The following is a 25613-nucleotide window of genomic DNA, read 5'->3' as shown; positions in this document are numbered from 1 at the left end:
ATAGGGCGTCATTTTGATACTTACAAAAAATATGCAAGGAGTTCATATATGAACAAGATGTTAATCGCCGCAGCTGCGTCTTCTGTACTTCTACTCGCTGGTTGTGCATCTGGTCCAGACGAAGAAACTACAGCGCAAATGGACGAGCTAAGCAATCAGGTTAGCCAACTGAGCCAAGAAGTGTCTTCTATGAAGTCTGAACTATCTTCTGAAGTTCAAAAGTCTAGCGATGCAGCGATGGCAGCACAAGAAGAAGCAGCACGTGCCAATGAGCGTATCGACAACATTGCTCAGTCTTACACTAAGTAATCGAAATTTAGTTAAATACTGATAGAAGAAGGGTCTGCTTAGCAGGCCCTTTATTATATTGGCGCCGTATAAAATCGATGCGACAAATATTTCACATGTAAACACATGTAAAAAAGCGCAGCCCTTGCTGCGCTTTTTATTCATAATTTTGACGATTACTGCTCAAGCATCTCGGACGGGGCAATTTCAGTAGGTACGCCATTTTGCGCTAGAATCACGGCGCGCGCTTTGGTATCTGGCAACTCAAACTCATCCAGCCACCAGCGAAGCTCAGTTGGAATCTTAAGATCTTTCTTAGACCCGTCACTACGAGTTAAGGGTTCGTGCGCTTCAAGAAAGACACTTCTATCGGGTTCGAGAGCGACCTTCACGGGCTCATCAATGACTTTGACACTCTCGCCCAGTGGGACTTGAGCAAACAGCCATTTGATGTCTTTTGGATCCATTCGAATGCACCCGGAACTGACGCGCATACCGATGCCAAAATCTTTGTTAGTACCGTGGATCAAATAATCCCCAGCGCCATACGCCAAGCGCATTGCAAACTCTCCCAACGGGTTCTCAGGCCCAGCGGGCACCACTTGTGGAAGTTCGATGCCTTTCGCTAAATACTCTTTGCGAATTGACATTGGTGGCGTCCACGTTGGATTCGGCCTTTTTTGGCTGATCTTAGTTTCCATCTCTGGCGTATCACGACCTATACGACCAATTCCGACCGGGAAGATATGGACTTGGTTCTTGTCTGGCTCAAAGTAGTACAGACGAAGTTCTGCCAGATTAATTACGATGCCTTTACGTGCAACATTTGGCAGGATAATACGGCTGGGGATCGTCAATACGTAGTCAACCTGAGGCACAAAAGGGTCAACCCCTTTGTTTGCTGCCATCAAAGAGAGAAAGCCGACATCATATTGTTTAGCAATATCGGACAAGTTTTCACCTTGCTTCACAATATGATATTCCGTACGTCCAACGATGCTACTGTCTTCAGGTGGCAACTCATAAGTAACGGCAAATGCGGCGCTGCTGATACACCAACATAAAGACAATAATTTACGTAGCATTAACTCCCATCCTTCGCTTGTTTATAGAGTTCCAAGGTTATCTCTCTTTCTGACTTGTGATCAACTATCGGTGCGGGATATGACAATAAATTTACCCTGTCCCATTTCCAAGGCTGATGCACAAATTTGTCTGGAATCTCAGACAATTCAGGAATCCAATGACGAACAAATTCGCCGTCGGGGTCAAATCGCTCGCCTTGAGTCACTGGATTAAAAATTCGAAAGTAAGGCTGTCCATCACAGCCAGTTGAGGCACACCACTGCCAACCGCCATTGTTCGCCGCATATTCACCATCAATGAGGTGCTGCATAAAGTAATCTTCGCCGTGTCGCCAGTTAATATGCAGATCTTTAATCAAGAAACTGGCAACAATCATTCTTAAGCGATTATGCATCCATCCGGTACTATTCAATTGGCGCATGGCGGCATCGACTATCGGATAACCGGTGTTCCCTTGCTTCCACGCCTCAAAGTCGGAGTCGTTATGATGCCAAGTCAGCCGACGTCCCCAGTCCAAAAACGGCTCTCCTCGACTCAGTTTAGGCTCAAACCACAGTAAATGCTGATAGAACTCACGCCATATAAGCTCACTTTGCCATACTTCACGCCCTTCCGTCAGCGACGGCAGCCCATAAGCGAGCCGAGCAAAACATTGACGAACAGAGAGCGCACCAATTGCTAAGTACGGAGATAAACAACTGGTGCCAGGATACGCAGGAAGGTCACGCTGCTGGTGATAATCATCGGCATCCTCTGCACAAAAGCGTCTCAATCGATGAATTACCTCGTCGGTCTTGACTGGCCATTGCTCACTCGATTGACGTGAATAGCTAAACGTAGACTCTAGCGTAAATCGTGCAGAATGTAATGTGTCAGGTAATGTGTGGTCAGGGCCTGCACTCGGCTTTAGAACGTTAAGAGACTGGGAGTAAAATTGCTTTAAGTAGGCTTTTTTAAACGGTGTAAATACTTTGAAATACTTTTGCTGCTGGTTAACGACTTGCCCTGGATACAAAGCACATTTGTCATGAAAACTTTTAAAGTCGATAGACCGGCGCTCTAGCAGCTGTTCACACAAAGCATCTCTACGCTGTTCATTGAGCTCATATTCACGATTTACCCACACCGTATGAGCCTTTAGCTTTTCCGCAAATTCGCTCACAACTTGTGCCGCTTGGTTAAAATCCGCCACTTCTTGATAAAGCAAAGGAATGTTCAGCGCGTCTAGGTCATCCCTCAACGCCCCTAATCGACGAACAATCAAATCGGCTTGAATCGGGGCCATATGATGCTGTTGCCACTGCTCAGGCGTCGCGATATAGAGAGCGGTTACTGGTTGATGTGTCTGCAATGCTTCATATAGAGCTCGATTGTCTTCGACGCGTAAATCGCGCCGTAACCATACCAAATTCATACGGGCTCCTGTGATTTGTCAAAGGCGTTGAGCAAAGGTGATAGCATCAATCGCTCACCCAATTGAATACCCAACTGCTTGAGCGCATTTTTCTGCGTGGCAGGTAACGTATGATTGGCATAAACAGCCAGCCATTGCTTATCTAAACTGGCGTGGGTGACCAATCCACTCAAGTCGGTCACGCCATCGAGCACGGTCACGGTATACCCTTGACCAGCAATCGAAATCGCCCATATCCATGCGCCAATACAACCCGAGGCCTCACAATTTACAACTAAGCAGCCCCCTTTATGCGCCGCTTTATTTTCTGATTCGAGAATCGCACTCAATGCCGTAATCATCGCCGACTGGAACAGGCCCATCTGCAACGAGCGCTGCGGCTTTTTAACTTGGCTTAGCGACTGGATGATGGGATCCACCAAACGGGCTTCGATCATGGCTATCGGGTACTCTTTTAAAATACCTCGAATCATGGCCGTCACTTTGGCAAGCTGAAGCTGAGCCAACGCATTGAGTAACGTATCAATGCTTTCTCGCTGCACCTGCGATGCTTCCAACTCAGCATGCAGCGGCTGATTGCCATCAATCAGTTCTTTGACCTTACCAATCGCCACTCCTTTCGCAAGCCAACTTTGAATCAAGCGAATATGGTCAATATGGGCTTGGCTGTATAGCCGATGCCCTTTTTCAGTGCGGTGCGGGTGTATCAAGTTATAGCGTCGCTGCCAAGCTCTTAAGGTAACAGGCTTAACCCCTGTCATCTCAGAAACTTCTCGAATCGCATACCACTTTTTAACGTTCGAAGATTTATAATCCATAGCGTAAACGCAGCTCCTCAGGATAAGGTTGGAAGTACTTTTGTTGCTCTAAATAGCCATCAGGGTATGAATTTAAGTAATGCTTTATCAGGGTAAGCGGTGCCAGTAATGGAATCAGCCCAACACGGTAGTCATCAATCACCTTTCTAAGCTCGGCTTTCTGCTGTTTATTCAATACACGCTTGAAGTAGCCTTGCAGGTGCATCAATACGTTGGTGTTATTCTTTCGCGTAGCTCGGTGCGCCATTGCCTGCATTAAACCAAGGCGATAATGTTGCACAAACTCCTTGATGTCGTAGTCAGCAATACGTGCAACCAGCCTGCCTAACTCACGATAAGAATCTGGGTGATGAGCCATCAGTGTCAGCTTATAACGCGAGTGAAAATCAATAATTTTTCCCCGAGTTGGTTCGTCCCCCATGGACTGATAAAAGTCATAAAGACAAAAAATACGTGTAATAAAATTTTCTTTAAGCACGGGATCATTAAGCCGACCATCTTCTTCAACAGGTAACCACGGCATGCGCTCCAACATCACTTGCGTATACAGGCCCACACCGCTTTTTTCTGCATGGTTGTTACCGTACACTTTGACTCGCTCCATTCCGCAAGAAGGAGACTTGGCACATACGATGTAGCCACAAAGGTTGGTTTGCGATAGCTCGTCGACTTTATGATGCGCAAAGTCAACCATTGCGTCGGTATAATCCTTACTGGCATCTTTCGTTTCAACCAACGCCACCCTTTCCTCATCGGAGATGAGCCGAATCGTCGGGCGAGGGACCGGGAGACCGATCCCCACTTCTGGACACACCGACACAAACTCGAGATAAGGCGATAACTCCTTATTGACGAATGCACTGGCTTTGTGACCAGAGTCAAAACGAACTTTTTCACCTAGTACACATGAACTGATACCAACCAAAATTTGTGAATCCATTGTCTGCCACCCAAGTTATACAAAAATGTTTTCTGTATAAGTATTAGCACAATCAGCAAAACTTATACAAGTTTTTAACTTGTACAGCATTAAATGAAAAACGATCACTGCCCTGTCATTTAAACAGCAAAACGATTGCTTTACCGCTTTCAACATAAATCGTTATCAAGAGAGTAAAAATAACGAATATCCGAGATTTTTGTGACTAACACCTCATAGATAGCCGAATTTACAGAATAGAATCGTCTCTAAATCGTGTTCTGTATCTCAACAGAAAAAGTAAACATAGTAACTATTTTGGAGTATCCACTATGGCAACCCCTCACATTAATGCACAACCCGGTGATTTCGCAGAAACCGTTTTGATGCCCGGAGATCCATTACGTGCAAAATATATTGCAGACACCTTCTTGCAAGATGTTAAACAAGTGTGTGATGTGAGAAACATGTTTGGTTTCACGGGCACCTATCAGGGTAAGAAAGTGTCAGTGATGGGGCATGGTATGGGCATTCCATCATGCTGCATTTATGTTCATGAACTCATTGCCGAATACGGTGTAAAGAATGTTATTCGTGTCGGCAGTTGTGGCGCAGTGCGTGATGACGTCAATCTAATGGATGTTGTCATTGGCATGGGCGCCTCAACAGACTCGAAAGTCAATCGTATTCGTTTCAATGACCATGATTTTGCCGCACTGGCAGACTTTGGCCTTCTTGAAACAGCGGTACAACAAGCGCGTGCGCAAGATGTCCCCGTAAAAGTTGGTAACGTCTTCTCTGCGGATCTGTTCTATACACCGGAAGCCGACCTGTTCGAAAAAATGAACAAACTTGGCATCTTGGGCGTGGATATGGAAGCGGCGGGCATCTATGGCGTTGCCGCGGATCTTGGCGCTAAAGCCTTAACCATTTTAACGGTCTCTGATCACATCATCCGCGGTGAAAAGTTAAGCTCTGAAGAACGTCAAAAATCATTCAACGATATGATGAAAGTCGCGCTGGAAACAGCGATTAAATTATAACGATCATAACGTTACCACGGATTGGGTAACACAATGAATAAGGGGGAGATTGTGCCAAAAGGACAGCTGCCTGCGGACGCAGACGGGTTACAACTCAACTTTTGTAAAACATTGGCGTGTGACAACTTTGGCTTGAGCGATGCACAGGGTTACATTGTGCAACATGCAAACCCAAAGCGTCCGGCGATGGTTTGCCGTGAATGCGGCGCATTCCCCCCTTTACTTAATAACTATGACGTTGAAACAGAGCTGACTCGCCTCAGAAAGTTACACAGTGACGGGCTGCCAGCCTGTCGTAACCAACAATGTGAAAACGTCGGTTTTTCGGTGCACATTCACAAACACCTCTACCATGCTTTTGGTTACAGTGGCGATCGTCAGCGCTATCGCTGTAAAGCTTGTCAATCAACGTTTGTCGATAAGTGGTCCGGCGTGAATAATAAGCTCGACTTTCAGGAGTCGCTGCTTGGCTTGCTATTTATGAGCTATTCCGTCCGTGAAATATGTCGGCGTCTCAACATCAATCCCAAGACGTTTTACGACCACCTTGACCACATCGCCAGTCGCTGCCGACGCAAGTTAGCAACCTTTGATGCTCGATGGGTCAATCACGCGCAACACTATGAATTAGCCTCGCACTACATCCCGTTACAACCCAAAAGTAATAACGGTGTTGTATGGATGGTGACTGGTGACGCGCCATCCGGTTATGTGCTATGCCAACACGTGAACTACTCAGCCAGTGAAAAGCCAGTTGGGCCCATTGACCATGATCCTTTCCATTCACCCGCTCGTTTTGTCTCACCGCAATATTCGCCGGAAGCCCATTCAGCTCCGATGAGAAATATTCCAGCGCTTCATGAGCGCATTGACCGCCAATATCAAACGATTCTTGCACGAGGTAACGTTGAAGACCCGATTGGTAACTTGACGCAATTTCACTACCCCTCCAAAGGGGCATTGATTCGAGCGCCTTATACCTCTTATGCTCACTTTTTACATGTACTCGATCTCTGTCAGAGTGATAAACGTGTGTCGATTTATCTTCCGCAAGATCCCCTTCTACGCTCTGCTGCGCTGAGTGTATGTTTACCTCGTATTCAGCACAGTAATGTGGATCTTATGTATGTTGAAGAGGACACACAGTGGCGTACTCAGCTCTATTTCGACAAAATTGATATTGTCCATATGGGTTGGTGGCGTGATCGATGGGCGATCGCGAATCAAGAGTCGGCATCAAAAGGCATTTGCTATTTAGCAGGCGACAACGACAAACCTGAGCAATGGTTAACTCGAGCCAGTTTGCGCAGCATGGAATCCTACCAACAACGGTTTCAATCTCTTTTTGAAGACTTCATCAACGAACCCCGCCGTAAATTACGTCCTGGAGGCTTGCTTCCTTTACTCGATATCTTCCGAGCTTGGCACAACCTTTGCTACCAAAGTAAAGAAGGTGAAACCGCTGCTCAACAGCTAGGATTAACGACAAAACCTCTGACACTTAAGGATTTACTGGCTTAGAGACAGAATAAATGTGAAGTTGACCATTAAAAGTTCGGTGTTTTGCGTATTTTGCTAGAGTTGTAGTCTCACCTATTCTTATAATACTTAGGAATTAAGTTGCCGTACAACGTAAGGACCTGATTTGGACAAAAGCCAACGCTCGCTAGACACCAAGTTGAAACAGCTAAAACAACAAGTGGAAAGTGATCCACGAGCGGTTTTAATTGAAGCTCAGCAATGCGTTGAAGATGCCAACACAATGTTATACCCCAAAGTTGGAATCCGCGCCCTTATCGTTGTTTCCTTGTGTTACTGGCACTTGATGGATTACCGCAAAGGTCTCAAGTCAATCAAAGACGCTTATTCAAAGTTAAGTGGCCTTGATACCGATGATTATGTCCCGGAAATTCTTCATATTCACGCTCTCCATTATTGGGGACAAGCCCAATACTATTCCGCGCAGCAATTTTGGATTAATGCCCTTGAGCAGTCTGCCCTCACAGACGAAACCGAAATTCAAATAGAAAGCTTAATTGGTTTGGGTAATGTGTGGCGGATGACCAATGAATATCAACTCGCGCGCTCAACGCATGAATTAGCGGTGATTGTCGCCAATAATATGCGGATTAATTACCTCGAAGGCAAAGCGCGGATTCTGCTGGCATGGGATCACTACTTACTCCATCAGTTCGCTGATATGTTGTCGGTGCTTGATGGTGCAGCAGAAGCTTTGCGCTATCATGATGATAAAACTTGGCATGCAGAAATCTGGGACTTTCGCGGCTTAGCATTGCTCGGGCTAGAGCGTATCAAAGAAGCAGAGCAAGCCACTCAAAAAGCGCAAGAGCTTGCCGAAAAACATGATTTATCATGGATGAAGTCGCATTCCTATATCAGCCGAGCTCGCCTGGAACTGCTGCGTAAAAATCCTCAAAAGGCTTCAGAGCTACTGATGTTGGCCGAGGTCTCTGCCTCTGAGTTTGATAATGGCGAATTGCTGTCACAGATTTGCTATCAGCAATCCTTGGTGGCAGAAGAAATTGGTCACTATCAGGCGGCACTGGTCGCATTCAAAAAATACCGTCAATTCTCACTACAAATGCAACGTGAACAAACGCTGCGGGTAGGCACCGACAAAGCGCGCACCTCAAAGCGTCAAATGGAACAACGTGCGCGAAAGTTAATTAATCGAGTTCGCCGTCAGCATGAATTTGATCCCGAGCAACAGCTCAGTCAAATGGTGTCAGAAACCTATTGGTGGGAGCAATTAGTACTGCATAAAACGGCGATGTCTAAAGCCAGTCATTCGGTTATCGTCATTAAGCACAGCAACAACAAAGTACTCGAGATCTGCACAGAGCTGGCGCACTCGCTTTGCCAAACCCGGGACCTTCTTACCCGGTTGAGTCAAAACCGAATTGCTCTATTATTAGCGGAAAATGATGAACAAGCCCATCAAGTGTTTTACAGTTTGAGCCAAATGTTTGCTATCTATCCTTGGCACCGACAAGGCCTTGACAAATCAAAGCCTTCTATGGATTTTTATGACATTCTCAGCTTTCCTTTCACGCTTGATCATCTTGATGACGACTGAGGCCGACGGTTATGGAATCACTGCTTAAAAAAATTTCCGATTTCGGATTAGATGCCGCCTCCTACAGCGGACAAGATGCACTCGCGTTTTGGACACATGTTCGTACTCACATCGCCACCACACCGGAAGAGCAAGCACACTGCTTTATCATTAGCGCCGAGCATCTGAGCAAACAGCGTCAATTTCAAGAAAGCATTCACGACCTTAACGCTGCCTTAAGCCTTCTTTCTCTTCCTGAGGACGCCGAGTTAATTCTTGAGATAAAAGACAGCTTAAGCGATCGATTTTTTATTACTGGTGATTACGCAAATGCACTCAATCACTATGTCGAATCTACCACGATTGCCGTAGAACATAGCTTTATTGACTCCTACGTCAAAGCGATCATTGGTATGGGTAATCTGTGCAACGCATATGGCGATCACACGCGTGCATTACGCTACTATCAAAAGATTGACAGCATCGACCACGCCATTAATAGCCGCTCACTGCGACTGAAGTACAAGTTATTTAAACTTGCCTGTTTTTTATTAATGAATCGTCCAGAAAAGGCGCTTCCCTTGCTCAAAGAGTGTGAGCAGCTCTGTATTCTGGTCAGCGACAAAGTTCTGACTGGCCAAGTATATCTATACAACGCTATTTTGCTACGTCGTAAAGGCCAAACCTTACAAGCCTTACGTGACTTAGCTAACATCCAATATACCTATGGCAATTTACACTCAACATGGCTATCAAACATGTTGCGTCTTGAGCTTGCCTACTGCCTGACGGAGCTAGGGCGTGACCACTTATCCAATTGGTTGCTCGAACAAACCGAAAAGCGCATAAGTAATGGCTACGCGCCAATTCTCAACCTCAACTTATGTAACTCACTGGCAAAAATTTATGAGCAGCAAGGCAAGTATCAACAGGCGCTTACGTATCAGAAAAAAGCTTACGACCTTGAGAGTGCATTGGTGACAGCCATTCCGATTGGAGAGCTGGGCGCCGCTCAACTGCGCCGCTTGTCACGTTTCGAATTACAGCTCAAACTCATCTTATCTGAGCAAGAAAATCGCGAATTAAAAGAGACGACGGAAAGTCAGAAAAATACCGTAGCACAGCTTCAGATAGATGCATTTACTGACCCGCTGACCACTCTGCATAATCGTCGTTGGCTTGATATCAAGCTTAAAGACCTGTTACTCCATGAAACCCCATTTTCATTGATGGTCATCGATATCGACCATTTCAAATCGATCAACGATGAACTGACCCACCTCGTGGGCGATAAAGCCATTATTCAAGTCTCTGAGCAGTTAGCCGAGTCGTTTTCATTTGCAGGCGCATCGTGTGTACGTTTCGGTGGTGAAGAGTTCTTGGTACTGTTGGAGAATATCGATATTGCCGATGCGCAGCGTCATGCGGAGCAATATCGTCACCAAATTAACCAACTGAACTGGCAGAACATACTTGGAGAACGAGGGTTAACCGTCAGTATTGGTGTGACGAAGCATAAAGGCGGTGAGAATACTCAACGTACCTTCTACCGTGCCGATAAAGCGCTCTACCGCGCGAAAGCCAACGGCCGCAATCAAGTGTGCATTGAATTCGAATAAGTAGTTCAGTTGCCCCTCCCTCTTCCCGCGCGGCAAAATCAAATTTCCCACTTAAATCTGTAAGAATCGTCTCACTCACGAGCCAGATTGCGCTGAAGTTTGTGTCATTCTTAACTTTCCTACCTAATCGCCTAGTTAAACTTGCTATTCTTCATCTAGCTTTTAAATAGCGGCTTTTTTCTAACTAATATCCTGATCAGGAAACACTTTTATGTTTTTAGACTACTTTGCCTTGGGAATGCTCATTTTTGTTTCCTTGGTACTCTTTTATGGGGTTATTGCAATTCACGACATACCTTACGAAATTGCGAAAGAACGTGACCATCCTCATCAAGATGCGATTCATTATGCTGGGTGGGTAAGCCTATTTACACTGCATGCTCTTTGGCCTTTTTTGTGGATATGGGCCACATTGTGGCGTAAAGAACGTGGATGGGGCTTCAAACAACAAAACAAACTCAACCATGATCTCAGTTTAAAAATGGAACAGATGGACCATGAACTCACAAAGCTAAAATTAGAACTGGCTAGCCTCAAAAAGGCTGACAGTCGGGGTAACGATATGACTTCCCAAGAGGGGCATCACTAATGGATCTATTATTGATACTCTCATACACCGCACTGTGTATTACCGTTTTTAAAGTCTTTCGTATTCCATTAAATAAATGGACGGTCCCCACCGCAGTACTCGGCGGTATCGCTCTGATTGGTACCTTGATTTTGCTCATGAACTACAACCATCCATTCACTCAGCTTGGCAGCCAAGTATTTAATACCACGCCAATTGTTCCCGGTGTACGCGGGCGAGTGACTTCTGTTGACGTTAAGCCAAACCAAGAAGTGAAAGCCGGTGATCCTTTACTTCATATCGACCCAACACCGTTTATTGCGAAAGTGACGCAAGCTCAGGCAGCCTTAGCGGAAGGGGAGCAAGACGTATTACAACTTGAAGCCACGTACAAAGCCGCTCAATCAAACACGGTGCAAGCCCAAGCTAAACGCGACCGCGCTAAACGTGAGTATGAACGTTACGCAGCCGGTTTTAAGCGTGGGGCATTCACCGAGCAGCAAGTGGACAATCGCCGCCAGACATTTCTCGCCGCAGAAGCCGCGTTAGAGTCTTCAACAGCGACCGAACAACAAGCACAACTCGCTTATCAATCTGAGATTAATGGAGAGAACACCACGGTAGCTAACTTAGAGGCGGCGCTAGCGCAAGCAGAATTTAATCTGCGTGAAACCGTGGTCAAAGCGCCAACGGATGGGTTCGTGACTCACTTGGCAGTACGCCCAGGTATGATGGCGGTGCCCTTGCCATTGGCGCCAGTCATGACGTTTGTTCATAGCGAGCAACATTATTATATTGCCGCATTTCGACAAAACTCATTACAACGCCTTAAAGCAGGAGACGAAGCAGAATTCGTATTTAGAGCAATTCCCGGAAAAGTGTTTGCAGGCAAAGTTGTCGAAGTCATTCCTGCCATTGGTGAAGGACAGGTGCAAGCGGCTGGCGCGCTGATGAACACCGAGTCTCTGAAAACCAGCGGACGAGTGATGGTGAAACTGCAAATGACCGATGACCTCAGCGATTATCATATGCCTTTAGGTGTCAACGCAGAAGTCGCGGTATATTCCGATCACTTTGAACATGTGGCCATTATGCGTAAAGTATTGATTCGAATGGAAAGTTGGAAAAACTACCTCTACCTAGATCACTAACAATTACGTACAAAAAACAGCGTCTAGGCGCTGTTTTTTTATTCTTTCATCTGAATAATCGGGTTACGCGTTTGCTTTTTTCACTGCAAAACGTACAACTTCATTCCCGTGTTCAGGTTTTAGCGGAATATTGAGCGCCAGTAACAAAGAGAGCCCTGCCATGCCCGCGCCAATATAAAAAACCAGAGCAGGAGAAATAAGCCAAATGAGGCCAAACGTTACTGGAATGACAACCGCGGCAATATGATTAATGGTAAACGATACTCCCGCCGTTGATGCCATGTCTGCAGGGTCGGCAATCTTTTGGAAGTAAGTTTTTATAGCAAGTGCTAATGCAAAGAACAGATGGTCCACGACATAAAGTGCCGCCGCCCATTCGGCGCTCGTGACCAACGCATAACCAATAAACACCAAAATTAATCCGATGTATTCAAAGGTCAGTGCACGTCGCTCGCCAATGACGCCAATATAGCGACCAATTTTTTTAGCAAACAAAAAGTTAAATACATAGTTAATCATAAACAGCATGGTGATGTCCGCTGCCGAATACCCAAACTCTTCCACCATCAGAAAGCCCGCAAAAACAGTAAATATTTGGCGGCGAGCCCCACTCATAAAAGTGAGTGCATAATACAACCAATAACGCTTGCGCAGAACCAACTTTTTATTCTGTGGTGTGGCTGATTTAAACTCAGGGAAAATCAAGGCTGCAATCACCACCAACACCAACCCTAAGCCACCTGTTGTGGCATACACGGTTAGGTAATCAAGGTGCAAAATCTCCAGCATGATCCACAGCGCACCATAGGTGAGTAACGACGCTAGAGCCCCTACAGAAATCATCTTACCCAACATTTCTGGTGCTTCTTCTTTATTTAACCACTGCAAAGAGAGTGATTGCTTTAAGGTTTCAAAATAATGAAACCCCGTCGACATGAGCAATGTAGTAAGCAGTAAGCCAACCAGCGAAGGAAAAAAACCCGTAATGGCCGTTCCCATTGTAAGTAGAGCAAGAGCAACCAGCATGAAACGCTGTTCACGAATAAACATCAAAACAAACACGGCGGTAAAGGCTAAAAACCCTGGGATTTCTCGCACACTCTGCAGTAACCCAATATCCGCCCCATCAAATTGAGCTTTTTCGACCACAAAATTATTGAGTAGCGCCATCCAGCTTGAAAACGCAATGGGCACAATAATAGAAATAAAAATGAGGAAATGCTGAGGCGTCTGCCAGCGCTTCAATGCGTTCATGATTTGCATCCTTGTAAAAAGAAGCATACTACCCGCTCTCGAAACATTAACCAACATTTGATTAACAAAGTTCTGGCTTTTATTTTCTATTTCTGAGATATAACATACTGTTTAATAAGAAAAAGGAAAGCGGCATGAACATCCACATTCGACCGACTCAGATCAGCGATGCACAAGCCTTGGCAGAGCTCTATTCTCAACCCAATGCTCAAGCGGGCACCTTGCAATTACCCAACCCTAGTACCGCGATGTGGACAAAACGACTGGAGAGTATGCCGCAAGGTGTCTATTCATTTGTAGCTGAAGTGGACGGTAAAGTCGTGGGTAATATTGGCTTTGAGCATTCACAACGTCCAAGAACGGCGCATTGTGCAAGCTTTGGTATTGGCGTTCATGATGATTACCACAACCTCGGCATCGGTTCACGGCTGATCGCCACCGTCCTCGATCTTGCTGATAATTGGTTGCAAGTGTCTCGCGTTCAAATTGAAGTGAATTGTGATAATGAATCCGCGATCGCCTGCTATAAAAAATTCGGTTTTGAGATTGAGGGACAGGCGAAAAATTCCGTTTTTCGCCATGGCAAATACATCGACACCTATTATATGGCCCGCTTAAAACCCAATTGTTAACGTTCACAGGGCTTATCATGGTATAACTGGTAATAAGCCCTTGGTTCATTTGAATTCACCTCTCAAGCCCCACCACTACTCGCATTTGATTAATTTATTGTCGAAAAAATACTTATTTATAAAATTCTCAATTTAAAGACAAAATGAAAGTCAGAAGTGCTGTCTAGCTCAAAAAAAATGGCGTACTGAGTATTTGAACTAAAATCACAGTAACCATAATATGGGTAAGCGTACTGCAACACGGGTGCTCTATGCGCCCAGCAAATAGAAATAACAATACTGATACATACCCATAAACATAAAAAGTAATAAGCAGTGACACAAAAAAGAAATTCAACGTTAAACAGCACGGACGCGTTAGCGATGATCGAACATGGCGGCGAAATGACCATTGGCATTACTACGCCAGTCGGTACATCATTTCGCGCAAAAACAGCGTTTATCGGTAAACACAGCCAAAATATCGCCCTGATTGAACTTCCAACTATCAGTGATGATGACTTGGATTATTATTTCCAAGAAGGGTTCTGGCTCGTAGTGCGTGCCATTTCTCAACGCGGAGAAGGTGCGCTGGTTCATTTTCGTAGCCAGATAGTACAGCTCTATCTCCATCCAATCCCGATGGTGGCTATCTCCGTTCCGCAAACCATGCAAGTCGCTCAGCTGCGAAAAGAACCTCGGTATGAGCTCAATCTTGCTACCAAAGTCAGCACGGAACAACACCATGTTGATGGGGAAATTCGCGATCTCTCAAAGGGAGGTTGCCGATTTGTCACAGCACCACTCGCTAAGAGTTTCCAAGTCGGTGATATTGTCCATTTGCATGTAAAAGTGGATACTAGGCATCAGGTCCAAATGGCGCCGCTGCACGGAAAAATATGTAACTTGCAGCGTTCTTTACACTATGCGCGCTACGGGGTGGAGTTTGATGAACTCGGTCAACAAGCAGCCAAAAAGCTTTTGGGCCATTTGAAGTTTGATGGCACTCGGCTCACACTAAGAGCCTGAAGTATCATTAAACAAACCATAAGCCCGCTAGATCGCGGGCTATTTATTTAACCAAAGAAACTAATAAAGCCTTGTAAAATAATTAAATTAACAATATCGATAAAAAAGGCTCCGACAATCGGTACCACCATAAACGCCTGAGGAGACGGGCCAAATTTGGTCACCAGTGAGCCCATATTCATCACCGCTGTTGGCGTGGCGCCCAGCCCAAAACCGCAATGTCCGCCGGACATCACCGCGGCATCGTAATTCGACCCCATCACCTGAAAAGTCACGAAATAAGCAAATAACCCCAACACGACCGACTGCACTGCCAATATCACTAAAAACGGGATCGCTAAATCAAAAATATTCCACAGCCTTAAACTCATTAGAGCCATGGCTAAAAACAATGCAAGAGAAACGGTTCCAAGTAAATCCACCGTGTCAGTATCAAGCTTTCTGACTTTACTCACCTCAATCACATTGGTAATAAAAACGCCAATAAACAAGGCGTAAACAAAATCAGGAATCATCAACCAACTGATTTCATAATGACTCACCCACTGCTCAAGATACTTAGCCCCGGTAACGCAAAACAGCAAAATGAACAGCACTTCGATGACTTTTTTCGGCGTGATTTTTTCTTCTTCATATTCGTTATAGGTCACAACTTCCGGATGCTTTTCATGTGTGTGTCCTGCACTGCCATAATCAGACTCAAGCTGATGTTTGTTGACCAGTTTTTGAGCAACAGGGCTACCAATAATCCCTCCGATAATCAACCCAAAGGTCGCTGAAGCCATCGCAATTTCTAGCGTATTTGAAAGCCCGTAACTTTCTGAAAACGTCTGAGCCCATGCGGCTCCAGTGCCATGACCACCAGAAAGTGTAATCGAACCAGCTATCAACCCCATCAGCGGATCTAACCCCATTGCGCTGGCTAATGTCACGCCCACACCGTTTTGCAGCACAATATATCCAGATGCAACGGCGAGAAAGATAAACACCTTCATTCCCCCCTTTAACAACTGGGTATAATTTGCCGCTAATCCAACAGTACTAAAAAACATCAACATAAAGGTGTTCTGTAGTGGCAAAGAGAAGGCTAAATCCACCCCCTGAAAATGCACTAACGTAATGACCAAGGCAACCATTAACCCACCGACAATAGGCTCAGGAATATTGAACTGCTTTAAAAGCGGGATTCTAGAATTAATAAAGTGACCTAAAAACAGAACGCCAATTGCGATCAGAAACGACTCTAGGGTGCCAATGGAAATAACTTGGTTCATACCACCTCTTTATCATCTATTAAATGTGTTCGCGAGCACACACTGAACTCCACGCAGCACTTCGTCACTTGCGACCAACCGTCAAGTGTGTAGATGAAATTCAGTATAAAAATCACAACCAATGCCAATAGGCACGGCTCATCAATGGAATGGCCCACTTACCTTAAATCGCAAGCGAATAATGACAGCTTATACCCAACGCCGCTCTTAGAGGTGAGACTCCCCTTCGAGGAAGGAATCAAAGACTGATGAATCTTGGGCGAAAAAAAAGCCAACCGAATATATTCGATTGGCTACATAAATTGTGAACAAATTTTATTCACTAACAACGTCAGTTGGCTAGGTGACCCTCGGCTTAATAAGGGTCACTACACATAAAGCATAAGTTGTGCCAAGTTATTTTTGGTCAAATTTTATTAAATATCCGTTAATTTGACCAATGGCACGCCATTCTATTTGCATTTTGCAATTTCATTTTGCAACCATGTGCAGAACGATATGCATCTATTTACTTATAGACAATATTATCAATTTAAGAAATTCGTACTTTTTTTACAATGTTAGGATTAGAAATCAGTATACTTTGCACATTCTAATCACAAGTATTAATGGCTAAATGAACTATATAAGCACCTTCTTAAAAGGCATGGCGATGGGCGCAGCGGACGTTGTCCCCGGCGTTTCCGGTGGTACCATTGCATTTATTACTGGCATCTACGATACGTTACTTGAAAGCATTCGTCGTGTGAATCCAAGTTTATTGGGTCTCTGGAAACGCGAAGGCTTCAAAGCCGCGTTTAATCACATCAATGGCTTTTTTCTCATTGCGTTGTTTGGCGGAATCCTCACGAGCATCGCGACCCTCGCGAAGTTAATCTCTTGGCTTCTCAATCATCACCCTATTCCTTTGTGGTCATTCTTCTTTGGTCTGATTTTGGTGTCGGTTTACCACATGCTAAAGCAAGTCGAAAAGAAAACCGCGCTGCGCTTTGTGTTCATGCTCATTGGCATTGGCGTCGCTTACAGCATTACTGTGTTAAAACCTCTCCACTTAGAATCCACTTCGCTCAACATTTTATTTGCAGGTGCCATCGCAATTTGTGCCATGATTCTTCCAGGCGTGTCTGGCAGTTTTATTTTGCTGATGATCGGTATGTATGCGCCTGTTCTTGCGGCCGTTAAGAATGCAGAAGCGTCTTTGCTCGTGATGTTTTTATGCGGCTGTGTGATTGGCCTGCTTAGCTTTTCACACCTTCTGTCTTGGTTACTCAAACGCTACCGAGATCAAACGTTTTTATTTCTAATCGGTTTGATGCTTGGAACATTGCCAAAGATTTGGCCATGGAAAGAAACCGTTTCTTGGCGTGAAAACTCAAAGGGTGAATTGGTTCCTCTAGTTCAAAATAACCTCTCTCCATTTAACTTTGAGTCCGTAACCCAAGAACCCGCGCAGTTAGGTTTAGCGATTGTCTTGATGTTATGCGCGATTGGCTTAGTGTTAGGGTTAGAGAAGTTCGCAAACCAAGAATAAATCATATTCCAACGATAAAATATGAGATTAAAAAAAGAGGCCCCATGGCCTCTTTTTTATCGACTTCGCTTACCTTAAGCGCTGCGAACCAATGTATTACTAGCGTCACTTGGAGTGAGCACCACGGCAATCGATTTGGAGGTTGGCGTATCGCTAAAGTCACCTTTACTTTCAAGTGGGATTAGCGCATTGGCTTCAGGGAAGTAAGCCGCGATGTTGCCTTTGGGAATCTGATATGGAATCACTTTGAAACCATGAATTTTACGCGTTTTACCATCGGTCCATAGTGTTTCTATATCAACCAGAGCTTCGGATTGCAGACCTAGAGCTTCAATATCCTCAGGGTTTAGGAACACCACGTTACGCTCACCGAAAACACCACGATAACGGTCATCATAACCATAGACAGTGGTATTATATTGGTCGTGTGAACGCATCGTTTGTAATACAAACACCGGACGTTTCGCGGTACTTTTCACGTCATGATGGAGAATACTTTCAGGCAAGGTATTGCTGGTGATTTGTGCTTTACCTTGTGGATTATTCCAGCGTAACTCACGTGCGCTATTGCCCAAGTAGAAACCACCCGGCTGATCCAAACGTTGGTTAAAATCAGTAAAGCCTGCAATGGTTTGTTCGATATAGTCACGAATATTGCCGTAATCATCAGCCAGAGATTGCCAATTGACTGGGTTCTCTTCGCCAAGGGCCGCTTTAGCCATACCAGCGATGATCGCGATTTCGGAGCGCATCAACTCAGCGCTTACATCCACGCGTCCAGAAGACGCATGAACCATAGAGAATGAATCCTCTACCGTCACTTTCTGCTCCCCAGAGGCTTGCATATCGATATCGGTGCGCCCATAGCACGGCAAAATCAGTGAGGCTTTACCAGGGTTTACATGGCTGCGGTTTAACTTCGTCGCAATGTTCACTGTGAGGTCACATTGACGCATTGCATCCATAACCCTTTGAGTATCAGGAGCAGCAGCAACCAAGTTACCACCAAGGCCAATAAAGACTTTACTCTCACCACGGCTCATGGCTTGAAGTGCATTGACCACATTATGACCATGAGATTTTGGTGGCTCAAAGCCAAACACCTTCTCAATGTTTTCCAGCAAAATAGCTGGCGGCTTTTCGTTAATACCAACGGTTCGGTCACCTTGCACATTGGAGTGACCGCGTACAGGACAAAGCCCAGCGCCCGGTTTGCCAATTTGACCAAACAGCAGCTGCAAGTTGACGAGCTCTTGAATGGTTGCCACGGAATGTTTGTGTTGAGTGACGCCCATAGCCCAAGTCACAATGCGTGTTTTTGCATTGAGATAAATATCCGCCGCTTGAACAATCTCATCTTGCGACAAGCCTGACTGCTCTAGAATTTGCTCCCAAGGTGTAGCTTCTACCGTTGCAAGGTAATCGTCCAATCCTTGGGTATGCTCGGCGATAAATGCTAAATCAAAAATACTATCGCCTTGTTGCTGCGCTTGATGATGGCGTTCAAGCAATACTTTGACCATACCGCGAACCACAGCCATGTCACCACCTAACTTGGGCATAAAGTAGTGACTCGTGGTCGGCGTTGAACCGTTGCTTAGCATCTCTAATGGATGCTGAGGGTTAGTAAATCGCTCTAACCCTCGCTCTTTGAGATTATTGAATGCCACCACCTGTGCACCACGCTTATTTGCCGCAGCAAGTGTTTCAAGCATACGAGGGTGGTTAGTCCCCGGGTTCTGTCCAAACAAGAAAATCGCGTCCGCGATTTCAAAATCTTCAATCGTCACGGTACCTTTACCAATACCGATGGTTTTCGCGAGAGCAACACTGGTTGCTTCATGGCACATGTTTGAACAGTCAGGGAAGTTATTGGTACCAAAACGGCGAGCAAATAACTGATAGACAAACGCCGCTTCATTGCTGGCTCGGCCCGAAGTATAAAACTCAGCTTGGTTTGGATCATCAAGTTGGTTTAGATGTTTCGCCACCAGCGCAAATGCATCATCCCAGCTGATCGGCTCATAATGATCAGTCTCCGGGTTGTAGCACATCGGCTCGTTCAATCGACCTTGATATTCAAGGTAGTAATCCGTTTGTTTGTTTAACCAAGACACCGAATATTGCGCAAAGAATTCTTTATCAACACGACGCGTTGTTGCTTCCCAGTTAACGGCTTTCGCGCCGTTTTCACAGAAACGAAAACGCCCAGGGACACCCTTTTCTCCCCATGCACAACCTGGGCAATCAAAACCATGGTCTTGGTTAGTGCGTAATAAATTGGAGATGTTCTTCGCGACATTCTCACTTTTAAACAGGTGCTGAGTGGTGGCTTTAAGCGCGCCCCAACCCCCTGCCGATCCAGAATATTGTTTATAACTCATTCGCTTCTCTTCTTATTCTTGCTCTGGCTTCATGCGCCAGTGTCCATGGTATAAATTAAAGTAATCAGACTTGGTAAAACCAATCAACGTCATATCAAATTGACGGGCAATGTCGACTGCCACTTTAGATGGCGCGCCAACGGAGACGATGGTAGAGACGCCAGCAATCACCGCTTTTTGCATTAACTCAAAGCTAACGCGGCTGCTTAGTACAACGACACCACGGGGGTGCATCGCCTGCTGACGGGCTAAATGCCCTAAAAGCTTATCTAAAGCATTATGGCGACCAATATCTTCAGCAACTGCAATTAATTGATTGTCGACGATGTATGCAGCACCATGTACCGCACCAGTATCGTGAAACTGCTGTTGATGACGGTTAAGTAAAACCGGGTAGTTAAGAACTTGTTCAGACGATAGCCAATGCTGGCTTTGGTCTATATCATGCGGATTCGAAAGCTGTAACGCACGTATTGATGTGGCACCACAGACACCACAACTTGACGTACTCACAAAGCGGCGGCTCGACGAAGCCAAACGAGGCTCAACACCCGGTTTCAGTACCACGATCACGTGATTCATTGCGTGGCTAGTATGCTCGTCAAAGTAACGGATGGTTTGGATATCCAGCCAGCTGTCCACGACGCTTTGACTCAGTAACAATCCATACACCAAATTGGTATCATCACCAGGCGTACGCATTGTCATGCTCCACAGCTCACACTGTGTGCTCTGCTCGGTTTGCCATTCGATGCTGATTTGCAGAGGCTCTTCCACTGCGAGTACATCTTCGGCAAAGCGATAGCCACGATGACGAGTGTAACGCTTACGGTTAACGCGCGTTAGATACACGGGTGCATCATCGCGCAAATTGCTGACTTTATTTGATTGCATGACACCGTTCTTGAGTTTGTTAGAATACGCGAGGACGAGCGTCAGAGAGGGGACAAATAGACAGAGTGCTTAGCAACACAGAGCATCGAGACCAGACCGACGACTTCAATGATTTCGCGCGAAACTCAGCTGAGTTTCCTTTGTGAAATTATGGTTAAATTACTCCTTGCTATGATAGGCGTCAATAAAACAATAATTCAACCACCCACACTCAGAAATAAAATTTAGCTGCGCATCTGGGCAATATCCATCAATTTCGGTCTATTTAGCGGTTTTTCACAACCATTCAAACCATGACCAAAAATCGCAATAAAAGATTTCAAAAATGAAAACAAATCATTGTTTGCAAGGAAGAAAGGAAGAGCGAAACAACGCGGTATGGTTATTTCGCTCTGAATAAACCGCTTTAACGATTATTTCCAGCGAGCTAAGGTTTTGGCAATTCGCTCACCGTACAACACCGCAGTGTCAACATCACCTTGAGGAATATCTTCCGCTCCCGCGTCCGTTGGTGACTGCATGTATGCGCCGATTGAAGCGCCCAGATTATTGACATCATTTCGTGTTGCAGCCAGAGTATTCGCGGGCAAAATGCCAAGACCAACCCAAACCCCGCCATGCTGCATCGCAAGTGTAAACAGGTAATTCATTGTCGCTTGCTTATCACCGTTTAACGACCCCGAGTTGGTAAAACCACCAAAGATCTTATCTTGCCATTTTTGTTCAAACCAAGCTTTTGACGATGCATCAGCAAATTTCTTAAATTGCCAACTCGCCATACCCATATACGTAGGCGTACCAAATACAATCGCACCCGCATCATCCAGAAGTGTCCACTGCTCCTCAGAGATTTCACCCTCAGAGGAAATCTCGACTAACGTCGCATTCGCCCCTTTAGCGACCGCTTCTGCTTGTCTTTTGGTATGACCATATCCACTGTGAAACACGACCACAATGCTCTCTTTGCTCATTGTTTCTCTCCTTTCGCCTTTTGGGTTTAAATCGCCGCGTTCGGCTCCAACTCAGATGAATGCGCGAATCGACTTATTAACTATAGTACGAACACGCTAGGGAATAAGTATTCCCAGCTAACATTCACCACGATGTCGCCGTTGATAAAACGCAAAAAAAAAGGGAACAAAATGCTCCCTTTTTAGTTGACCACTTATACACTCATTCGTTCACAACGATGTAGGAAGAAAAACCTCGGCAAGCATGCAACGAACACTGCCTCCACCAATCTGTTCAATGGTTGAAACATCAAACGCGAGGAGCTTACCGTGAGTTGCCAATTGCTGACGCTGTGCAAGTGAGAACGCCTGAAAAGCAGACTGCGACATGGCAATCACTTTCTGTCCATTGGTCGCTTGTAGCTGCAAGATATTCCCGCAGAATTGATTCATCTGCTCAAGAGAAATCGAGATGACTTGCTTATCTTTAGCAAGGGATTTAAGCACGAAGCGGCGCTCAAACTCAGGAATAACTTCATCACAAATCACACAAAAACGTTCGCCAACCGACATCATGACATTGGTATGATAGATAGGCATGCCTGACGGAAGCGCAGTCTGAAACGAAATCACCTTCGAGTAGCCAATGCGCTGCGCATAGTCTTCCAACACTTCTCGATCACAGCGCTGTGACAATGCTGCGTAGATGGTGTGATTGAGGTGGTCCATGACCATAACGCCCGTACTTTCCAGAAATGCGTTGCTCTCCGTGTACGCTTCGAGGCTATCCACCTGCGTGGTTTGACGCCCTTGATTTTTCAGCGCGCCAATCAGAGCCGATACCTTTACTTCTTCACGGCGATTTTCACATGCCATAGGAAAGGTAAAGAGCTGACCCCGTTGAGTGGTGCTAAACCAATTATTTGGAAACACCGCATCAGGAGTGGGTATGTCAGACAAAGGATAATCGAATTCAATCACCTCGATGCCTTCGGCGCGAAGTATCGAAGCCATAACTTGAAATTCACGCAGAGCTTGCTGACGAACCTTTTCATCACTTAAGTTAAGCTTATTTTGAAATTCATTATCTTGCGCGGTCAGGGCGTTAAATTTGAATTCCTTGGGTGGCACCATGACTACGCACTGGGCGTTTTGTACAGAGCTTGATTGTTGCGTCATCGACATAGGGTCTCGAAACATCGCCATACTCTTATTTTGATCCATCAATATCGAAATTGTAATCACAATGTTACATAAAGAATTACTGAATTAAGTCATAAAGACTGCACGTAAAAGGAATATTTATGGTTATAAAGAGTAAAATCAGCAATAATCACTTCAGAAAGTCAAAAACCCAAAAAATGTTATCGGAAATCCCTCTCGAATTTCTTATATTGGATGTCATGGTTAACGATGTTAGTTGCAAAAAGCCGCGAGCATTCGCGGGGTTGTTTCAAATGGTGCCCAACTCTATACTCTAGCGATCATTATTCTTCAACCTCACTTAAGATCATCATGAATAAGAGTTTTATCACCAACGTTATTGCACTGGTGTTGCTATTTGCCGGATACGTTACTGGCAATACCGTCGTTCTTTATGCTGGTTTATTTGCTTTTTCTGGCGCTGTAACCAACTGGCTTGCTATCCATATGCTGTTTGAAAAGGTGCCCGGATTGTATGGATCAGGCGTGATTCCCGCCCGCTTTGAAGAGTTTAAGCTCGCCATCAAAACATTGATGATGCAGCAATTTTTCACACAAACGAATATTGATCGATTCCTAAATAAAGAAATGGCAGGAGAGAACAGTCTCAATTTAAAACCGGTGATTGAGAAAATTGATTTGCACCCGGCGTTTGATTCGTTAGTCGAAGTGATTTCCAACTCATCATTTGGTGGCATGCTGACCATGTTTGGCGGTGCAGAAGCACTCGAGCCACTAAAGGCACCGTTTGTTGAGAAAATGCAGGAATCTATCATTGAGATTAGCCAAAGTGACACCGTCAAACAGGCTCTGAAAGAGCAACTTGAATCACCACAAATGATGGAAGAGATTCAACAGAATATCGAAAACATTATCGACCAACGCCTCAATGAGTTGACCCCAAAAATGGTCAAGGAAATTGTTCAAGCGATGATTAAGCAACATCTTGGTTGGTTGGTGGTCTGGGGAGGTATCTTCGGCGGTATTATTGGCGTCATTTCAGCTTCCATTCTCTAACTACTCGCCTTCTTTCTCTCACAAGCGGGCATATTGTATTACCCGCTTGTGAATACCATCACGTCAACTTAGAAATCATAACTCAAGCTTAAGGTGCTATAGATCTCATCATTACTTTTGGTTGAAGCAACCTCAGTATTGTAGATATATTGTGCATCCACGACCAAAGCTAAATCAGTCATCAGTGTATTTTTTAAGAACGCATCAACCGTATATTTGGTGTTGGATGAACCATATTCCATCTTGCTGCCGCCCCCAAAAGAAAACGTTTTGGTCATTTTTCGCGAGCCTTTGATAAAAGCAGAACCAATCAATTCATTGGTTTCTTTGTTTGGATGATCAACATCGCTTGCCTGGCGTTTGGTATAACGATAACCGGGACCAAGACCCGCTTCGAGCTTGGTCTCTTTATCGTCTATCAATTTATACCCCAAACCCGTGATCAACGTATAGCTTTGCCGGTAGGTTTCAAATTGGTTATGTTCATATTCATTCTCAACATAACCAGATAATGCCTCTCCAATATCATAATCCGCTTTGTAATAGAGCGTATATTTATTGGTCCCGTCATCATCATCCGTGTCGGTATAATAGGAATTAAACTTCATATCATGAGTCCACTCGCTAGGCTTATAAGTTAGCCATAATGCTGAGTTGAACGACATTGATGTATTGGAGGTTTGTGAATAAAACAGGCCAACTTTGGTCCCTGCTTTTAATGGAGATTCTTTTTCCGAGTCAGTTTTGGCATAAACCGAACTGCTGCTTAAAAACGTCAGCAAGGCGATACTGACAATATTAGGTTTCATACTTACGACTCCTCTGCTTTACTGCACTTTAATCAACGAGTTAATTAAGATGTCAGCATGAAGTCATACTGCCGTTAGGGCATAGAAAACCAATATCGAGCACGCTCTACAGAACGTGCAAAATACAGTATAGAGATAGGTTACAGTTCGAATTGTTTATTAAATTCGCGCTCTGCCAGTATATCCTCTATTCTCTTCCTAGTTTGGTGAGTTTTATTCGCTGCAGTTTCTTTTTCACTGCTTTTTTTTGTTTTCTTCGTCGTTTTATTGCTCATAAATTAACCTTATTATCACTCAAAAATCCTTCTGTTTATTTACTCTACAGTAAATGAACCTATTTTTATGCCTGTTTTTGTAAAAATATCACCTTGACTGGTGTTTTCGCAGAAGTCGAAATGAAGGTTAGCTTGAGAAAGAGAAATCTTAGAAAGGATATGACGCTGAAGGATATCGCTATTTAATTGATGGATGTGAGCACTCCATCTTATATTTTTATTTTCTATGATAAAGTCTATTTTGAACACTCGGATGGCTTACTCCCCTTAGTATTGTGATCACGTAATATTTGGTACCAATAACGTTGGCGGCTCGTTCTTCGAGACATGATGTTTCCTAGTTTTTTGAAAAGATAGATATAGAAATTAGAAGTGGTATGAAAAATAAGAAGCGGTTTTG

The 25613-nt window shown here is 44.8% G+C and carries 23 protein-coding genes; 11 read left to right on the top strand and 12 right to left on the bottom strand.

Features of this window, described 5'->3' with window-relative positions; translation table 11 throughout:
* Positions 1-48 precede the first annotated feature (48 nt).
* The gene (locus tag M1D72_RS00825; RefSeq protein WP_390193014.1) at positions 49-309 is read left to right on the top strand and encodes an Lpp/OprI family alanine-zipper lipoprotein; all 261 of its coding nucleotides are present in this window, start codon (positions 49-51) and stop codon (positions 307-309) included.
* Between the two features lie 155 nt (positions 310-464).
* Here M1D72_RS00825 and M1D72_RS00820 read toward each other — a convergent pair whose 3' ends face one another.
* From M1D72_RS00820 to M1D72_RS00805, 4 genes are read right to left on the bottom strand one after another with little or no spacing between them, the layout of a single operon-like run.
* The gene (locus M1D72_RS00820; RefSeq protein ID WP_390192939.1) at positions 465-1373 is read right to left on the bottom strand and encodes a L,D-transpeptidase family protein; all 909 of its coding nucleotides are present in this window, start codon (positions 1371-1373) and stop codon (positions 465-467) included.
* Positions 1373-2788 carry a deoxyribodipyrimidine photo-lyase gene (gene phrB / locus M1D72_RS00815; protein ID WP_456295177.1) on the bottom strand — a complete coding sequence of 472 codons (1416 nt, stop codon included), beginning with the start codon at positions 2786-2788 and terminating at the stop codon, positions 1373-1375. The genes M1D72_RS00820 and phrB overlap by 1 nt, the downstream gene beginning before the upstream one ends.
* Entirely contained in the window at positions 2785-3606 is an 822-nt protein-coding gene (locus M1D72_RS00810) for a MerR family transcriptional regulator (protein WP_456295176.1), read from the bottom strand. Before M1D72_RS00810 ends, phrB begins: the two co-directional genes overlap by 4 nt.
* The gene (locus M1D72_RS00805) at positions 3596-4546 is read right to left on the bottom strand and encodes a YbgA family protein (RefSeq protein ID WP_456295175.1); all 951 of its coding nucleotides are present in this window, start codon (positions 4544-4546) and stop codon (positions 3596-3598) included. The genes M1D72_RS00810 and M1D72_RS00805 overlap by 11 nt, the downstream gene beginning before the upstream one ends.
* A 311-nt stretch (positions 4547-4857) precedes the next feature.
* On the opposite strand from M1D72_RS00805, the gene deoD reads away from it, so the two are divergent.
* The 6 genes from deoD to M1D72_RS00775 all read left to right on the top strand — a co-directional run bounded on the left by deoD (position 4858) and on the right by M1D72_RS00775 (position 11982).
* Positions 4858-5568 (top strand): purine-nucleoside phosphorylase, encoded by a 711-nt coding sequence (deoD, locus tag M1D72_RS00800; protein WP_456295174.1) that lies wholly within the window; start codon positions 4858-4860, stop codon positions 5566-5568.
* A gap of 33 nt (positions 5569-5601) precedes the next feature.
* Positions 5602-7089: a transposase gene (locus M1D72_RS00795; RefSeq protein WP_456295173.1), complete on the top strand. Its 1488-nt coding sequence runs from the start codon at positions 5602-5604 to the stop codon at positions 7087-7089.
* 124 nt (positions 7090-7213) lie between these two features.
* On the top strand, positions 7214-8665 hold the full coding sequence (locus M1D72_RS00790) for a hypothetical protein (RefSeq protein ID WP_456295172.1): 1452 nt from the start codon (positions 7214-7216) through the stop codon (positions 8663-8665).
* An 11-nt stretch (positions 8666-8676) separates the two neighbouring features.
* A complete protein-coding gene (locus M1D72_RS00785) occupies positions 8677-10263 on the top strand; it encodes a tetratricopeptide repeat-containing diguanylate cyclase (RefSeq protein ID WP_456295171.1) in 1587 nt (528 codons plus the stop codon).
* A gap of 211 nt (positions 10264-10474) precedes the next feature.
* Entirely contained in the window at positions 10475-10852 is a 378-nt protein-coding gene (locus M1D72_RS00780; RefSeq protein WP_456295170.1) for a DUF3302 domain-containing protein, read from the top strand.
* Positions 10852-11982, top strand: a complete 1131-nt coding sequence (locus tag M1D72_RS00775; RefSeq protein WP_456295169.1) for an HlyD family secretion protein — start codon at positions 10852-10854, stop codon at positions 11980-11982. The genes M1D72_RS00780 and M1D72_RS00775 overlap by 1 nt, the downstream gene beginning before the upstream one ends.
* Before the next feature lie 63 nt (positions 11983-12045).
* On the opposite strand, the gene M1D72_RS00770 is transcribed toward M1D72_RS00775, so the two are convergent.
* Entirely contained in the window at positions 12046-13236 is a 1191-nt protein-coding gene (locus M1D72_RS00770) for an MFS transporter (RefSeq protein WP_456295168.1), read from the bottom strand.
* 134 nt (positions 13237-13370) lie between these two features.
* Here M1D72_RS00770 and M1D72_RS00765 point away from each other — a divergent pair, with 134 nt between their 5' ends.
* Both M1D72_RS00765 and M1D72_RS00760 read left to right on the top strand, forming a co-directional pair.
* On the top strand, positions 13371-13868 hold the full coding sequence (locus M1D72_RS00765) for a GNAT family N-acetyltransferase (RefSeq protein ID WP_456295167.1): 498 nt from the start codon (positions 13371-13373) through the stop codon (positions 13866-13868).
* 363 nt (positions 13869-14231) lie between these two features.
* On the top strand, positions 14232-14876 hold the full coding sequence (locus M1D72_RS00760; protein ID WP_456295621.1) for a flagellar brake protein: 645 nt from the start codon (positions 14232-14234) through the stop codon (positions 14874-14876).
* A 47-nt stretch (positions 14877-14923) separates the two neighbouring features.
* Here M1D72_RS00760 and gltS read toward each other — a convergent pair whose 3' ends face one another.
* Positions 14924-16150 carry a sodium/glutamate symporter gene (gene gltS / locus M1D72_RS00755; protein ID WP_456295166.1) on the bottom strand — a complete coding sequence of 409 codons (1227 nt, stop codon included), beginning with the start codon at positions 16148-16150 and terminating at the stop codon, positions 14924-14926.
* Positions 16151-16766: 616 nt separating this feature from the next.
* On the opposite strand from gltS, the gene M1D72_RS00750 reads away from it, so the two are divergent.
* Positions 16767-17681 (top strand): DUF368 domain-containing protein, encoded by a 915-nt coding sequence (locus tag M1D72_RS00750; protein WP_456295165.1) that lies wholly within the window; start codon positions 16767-16769, stop codon positions 17679-17681.
* A gap of 74 nt (positions 17682-17755) precedes the next feature.
* On the opposite strand, the gene M1D72_RS00745 is transcribed toward M1D72_RS00750, so the two are convergent.
* From M1D72_RS00745 to M1D72_RS00730, 4 genes are all read right to left on the bottom strand, one after another.
* A complete protein-coding gene (locus M1D72_RS00745) occupies positions 17756-20065 on the bottom strand; it encodes an FdhF/YdeP family oxidoreductase (protein ID WP_456295164.1) in 2310 nt (769 codons plus the stop codon).
* A gap of 12 nt (positions 20066-20077) precedes the next feature.
* Positions 20078-20959, bottom strand: coding sequence for a formate dehydrogenase accessory sulfurtransferase FdhD (locus M1D72_RS00740; protein WP_456295163.1), 882 nt, complete (start codon positions 20957-20959; stop codon positions 20078-20080).
* 413 nt (positions 20960-21372) lie between these two features.
* Positions 21373-21930, bottom strand: coding sequence for a flavodoxin family protein (locus tag M1D72_RS00735; protein WP_390192910.1), 558 nt, complete (start codon positions 21928-21930; stop codon positions 21373-21375).
* A 210-nt stretch (positions 21931-22140) separates the two neighbouring features.
* Positions 22141-23109 carry an arginine deiminase-related protein gene (locus tag M1D72_RS00730; RefSeq protein ID WP_456295162.1) on the bottom strand — a complete coding sequence of 323 codons (969 nt, stop codon included), beginning with the start codon at positions 23107-23109 and terminating at the stop codon, positions 22141-22143.
* 315 nt (positions 23110-23424) lie between these two features.
* Here M1D72_RS00730 and M1D72_RS00725 point away from each other — a divergent pair, with 315 nt between their 5' ends.
* Positions 23425-24129 carry a DUF445 domain-containing protein gene (locus tag M1D72_RS00725; RefSeq protein ID WP_456295161.1) on the top strand — a complete coding sequence of 235 codons (705 nt, stop codon included), beginning with the start codon at positions 23425-23427 and terminating at the stop codon, positions 24127-24129.
* Between the two features lie 68 nt (positions 24130-24197).
* Here M1D72_RS00725 and M1D72_RS00720 read toward each other — a convergent pair whose 3' ends face one another.
* Together M1D72_RS00720 and M1D72_RS00715 are read right to left on the bottom strand one after the other, a co-directional pair.
* Entirely contained in the window at positions 24198-24938 is a 741-nt protein-coding gene (locus tag M1D72_RS00720; protein ID WP_456295160.1) for a DUF481 domain-containing protein, read from the bottom strand.
* A gap of 140 nt (positions 24939-25078) precedes the next feature.
* Complete coding sequence (locus M1D72_RS00715) at positions 25079-25213, bottom strand: adenosine deaminase (protein ID WP_390192903.1); 135 nt, start codon at positions 25211-25213, stop codon at positions 25079-25081.
* Positions 25214-25613 lie beyond the last annotated feature (400 nt).

The organism is Vibrio sp. AK197 (assembly GCF_053903115.1).
The sequence above is the reverse complement of the archived record's forward strand: the minus strand, read 5'-3'. Positions and strand labels throughout refer to the sequence as shown.

Bases quoted from the DNA above. Each gene is read 5' to 3' on its own strand.
- M1D72_RS00750 (WP_456295165.1), top strand. From the start codon at position 16,767: ATGAACTATATAAGCACCTTCTTAAAAGGCATGGCGATGGGCGCAGCG.
- M1D72_RS00760 (WP_456295621.1), top strand. From the start codon at position 14,232: ATGATCGAACATGGCGGCGAAATGACCATTGGCATTACTACGCCAGTC.
- gltS (WP_456295166.1), bottom strand. From the start codon at position 16,150: ATGAACCAAGTTATTTCCATTGGCACCCTAGAGTCGTTTCTGATCGCA.
- M1D72_RS00720 (WP_456295160.1), bottom strand. From the start codon at position 24,938: ATGAAACCTAATATTGTCAGTATCGCCTTGCTGACGTTTTTAAGCAGC.
- M1D72_RS00795 (WP_456295173.1), top strand. From the start codon at position 5,602: ATGAATAAGGGGGAGATTGTGCCAAAAGGACAGCTGCCTGCGGACGCA.
- M1D72_RS00725 (WP_456295161.1), top strand. From the start codon at position 23,425: ATGAATAAGAGTTTTATCACCAACGTTATTGCACTGGTGTTGCTATTT.
- M1D72_RS00770 (WP_456295168.1), bottom strand. From the start codon at position 13,236: ATGAACGCATTGAAGCGCTGGCAGACGCCTCAGCATTTCCTCATTTTT.
- M1D72_RS00780 (WP_456295170.1), top strand. From the start codon at position 10,475: ATGTTTTTAGACTACTTTGCCTTGGGAATGCTCATTTTTGTTTCCTTG.
- M1D72_RS00805 (WP_456295175.1), bottom strand. From the start codon at position 4,546: ATGGATTCACAAATTTTGGTTGGTATCAGTTCATGTGTACTAGGTGAA.
- M1D72_RS00740 (WP_456295163.1), bottom strand. From the start codon at position 20,959: ATGCAATCAAATAAAGTCAGCAATTTGCGCGATGATGCACCCGTGTAT.
- M1D72_RS00715 (WP_390192903.1), bottom strand. From the start codon at position 25,213: ATGAGCAATAAAACGACGAAGAAAACAAAAAAAAGCAGTGAAAAAGAA.
- M1D72_RS00810 (WP_456295176.1), bottom strand. From the start codon at position 3,606: ATGGATTATAAATCTTCGAACGTTAAAAAGTGGTATGCGATTCGAGAA.
- M1D72_RS00820 (WP_390192939.1), bottom strand. From the start codon at position 1,373: ATGCTACGTAAATTATTGTCTTTATGTTGGTGTATCAGCAGCGCCGCA.
- M1D72_RS00735 (WP_390192910.1), bottom strand. From the start codon at position 21,930: ATGAGCAAAGAGAGCATTGTGGTCGTGTTTCACAGTGGATATGGTCAT.
- M1D72_RS00745 (WP_456295164.1), bottom strand. From the start codon at position 20,065: ATGAGTTATAAACAATATTCTGGATCGGCAGGGGGTTGGGGCGCGCTT.
- phrB (WP_456295177.1), bottom strand. From the start codon at position 2,788: ATGAATTTGGTATGGTTACGGCGCGATTTACGCGTCGAAGACAATCGA.
- M1D72_RS00730 (WP_456295162.1), bottom strand. From the start codon at position 23,109: ATGTTTCGAGACCCTATGTCGATGACGCAACAATCAAGCTCTGTACAA.
- M1D72_RS00785 (WP_456295171.1), top strand. From the start codon at position 8,677: ATGGAATCACTGCTTAAAAAAATTTCCGATTTCGGATTAGATGCCGCC.
- M1D72_RS00765 (WP_456295167.1), top strand. From the start codon at position 13,371: ATGAACATCCACATTCGACCGACTCAGATCAGCGATGCACAAGCCTTG.
- M1D72_RS00825 (WP_390193014.1), top strand. From the start codon at position 49: ATGAACAAGATGTTAATCGCCGCAGCTGCGTCTTCTGTACTTCTACTC.
- deoD (WP_456295174.1), top strand. From the start codon at position 4,858: ATGGCAACCCCTCACATTAATGCACAACCCGGTGATTTCGCAGAAACC.
- M1D72_RS00775 (WP_456295169.1), top strand. From the start codon at position 10,852: ATGGATCTATTATTGATACTCTCATACACCGCACTGTGTATTACCGTT.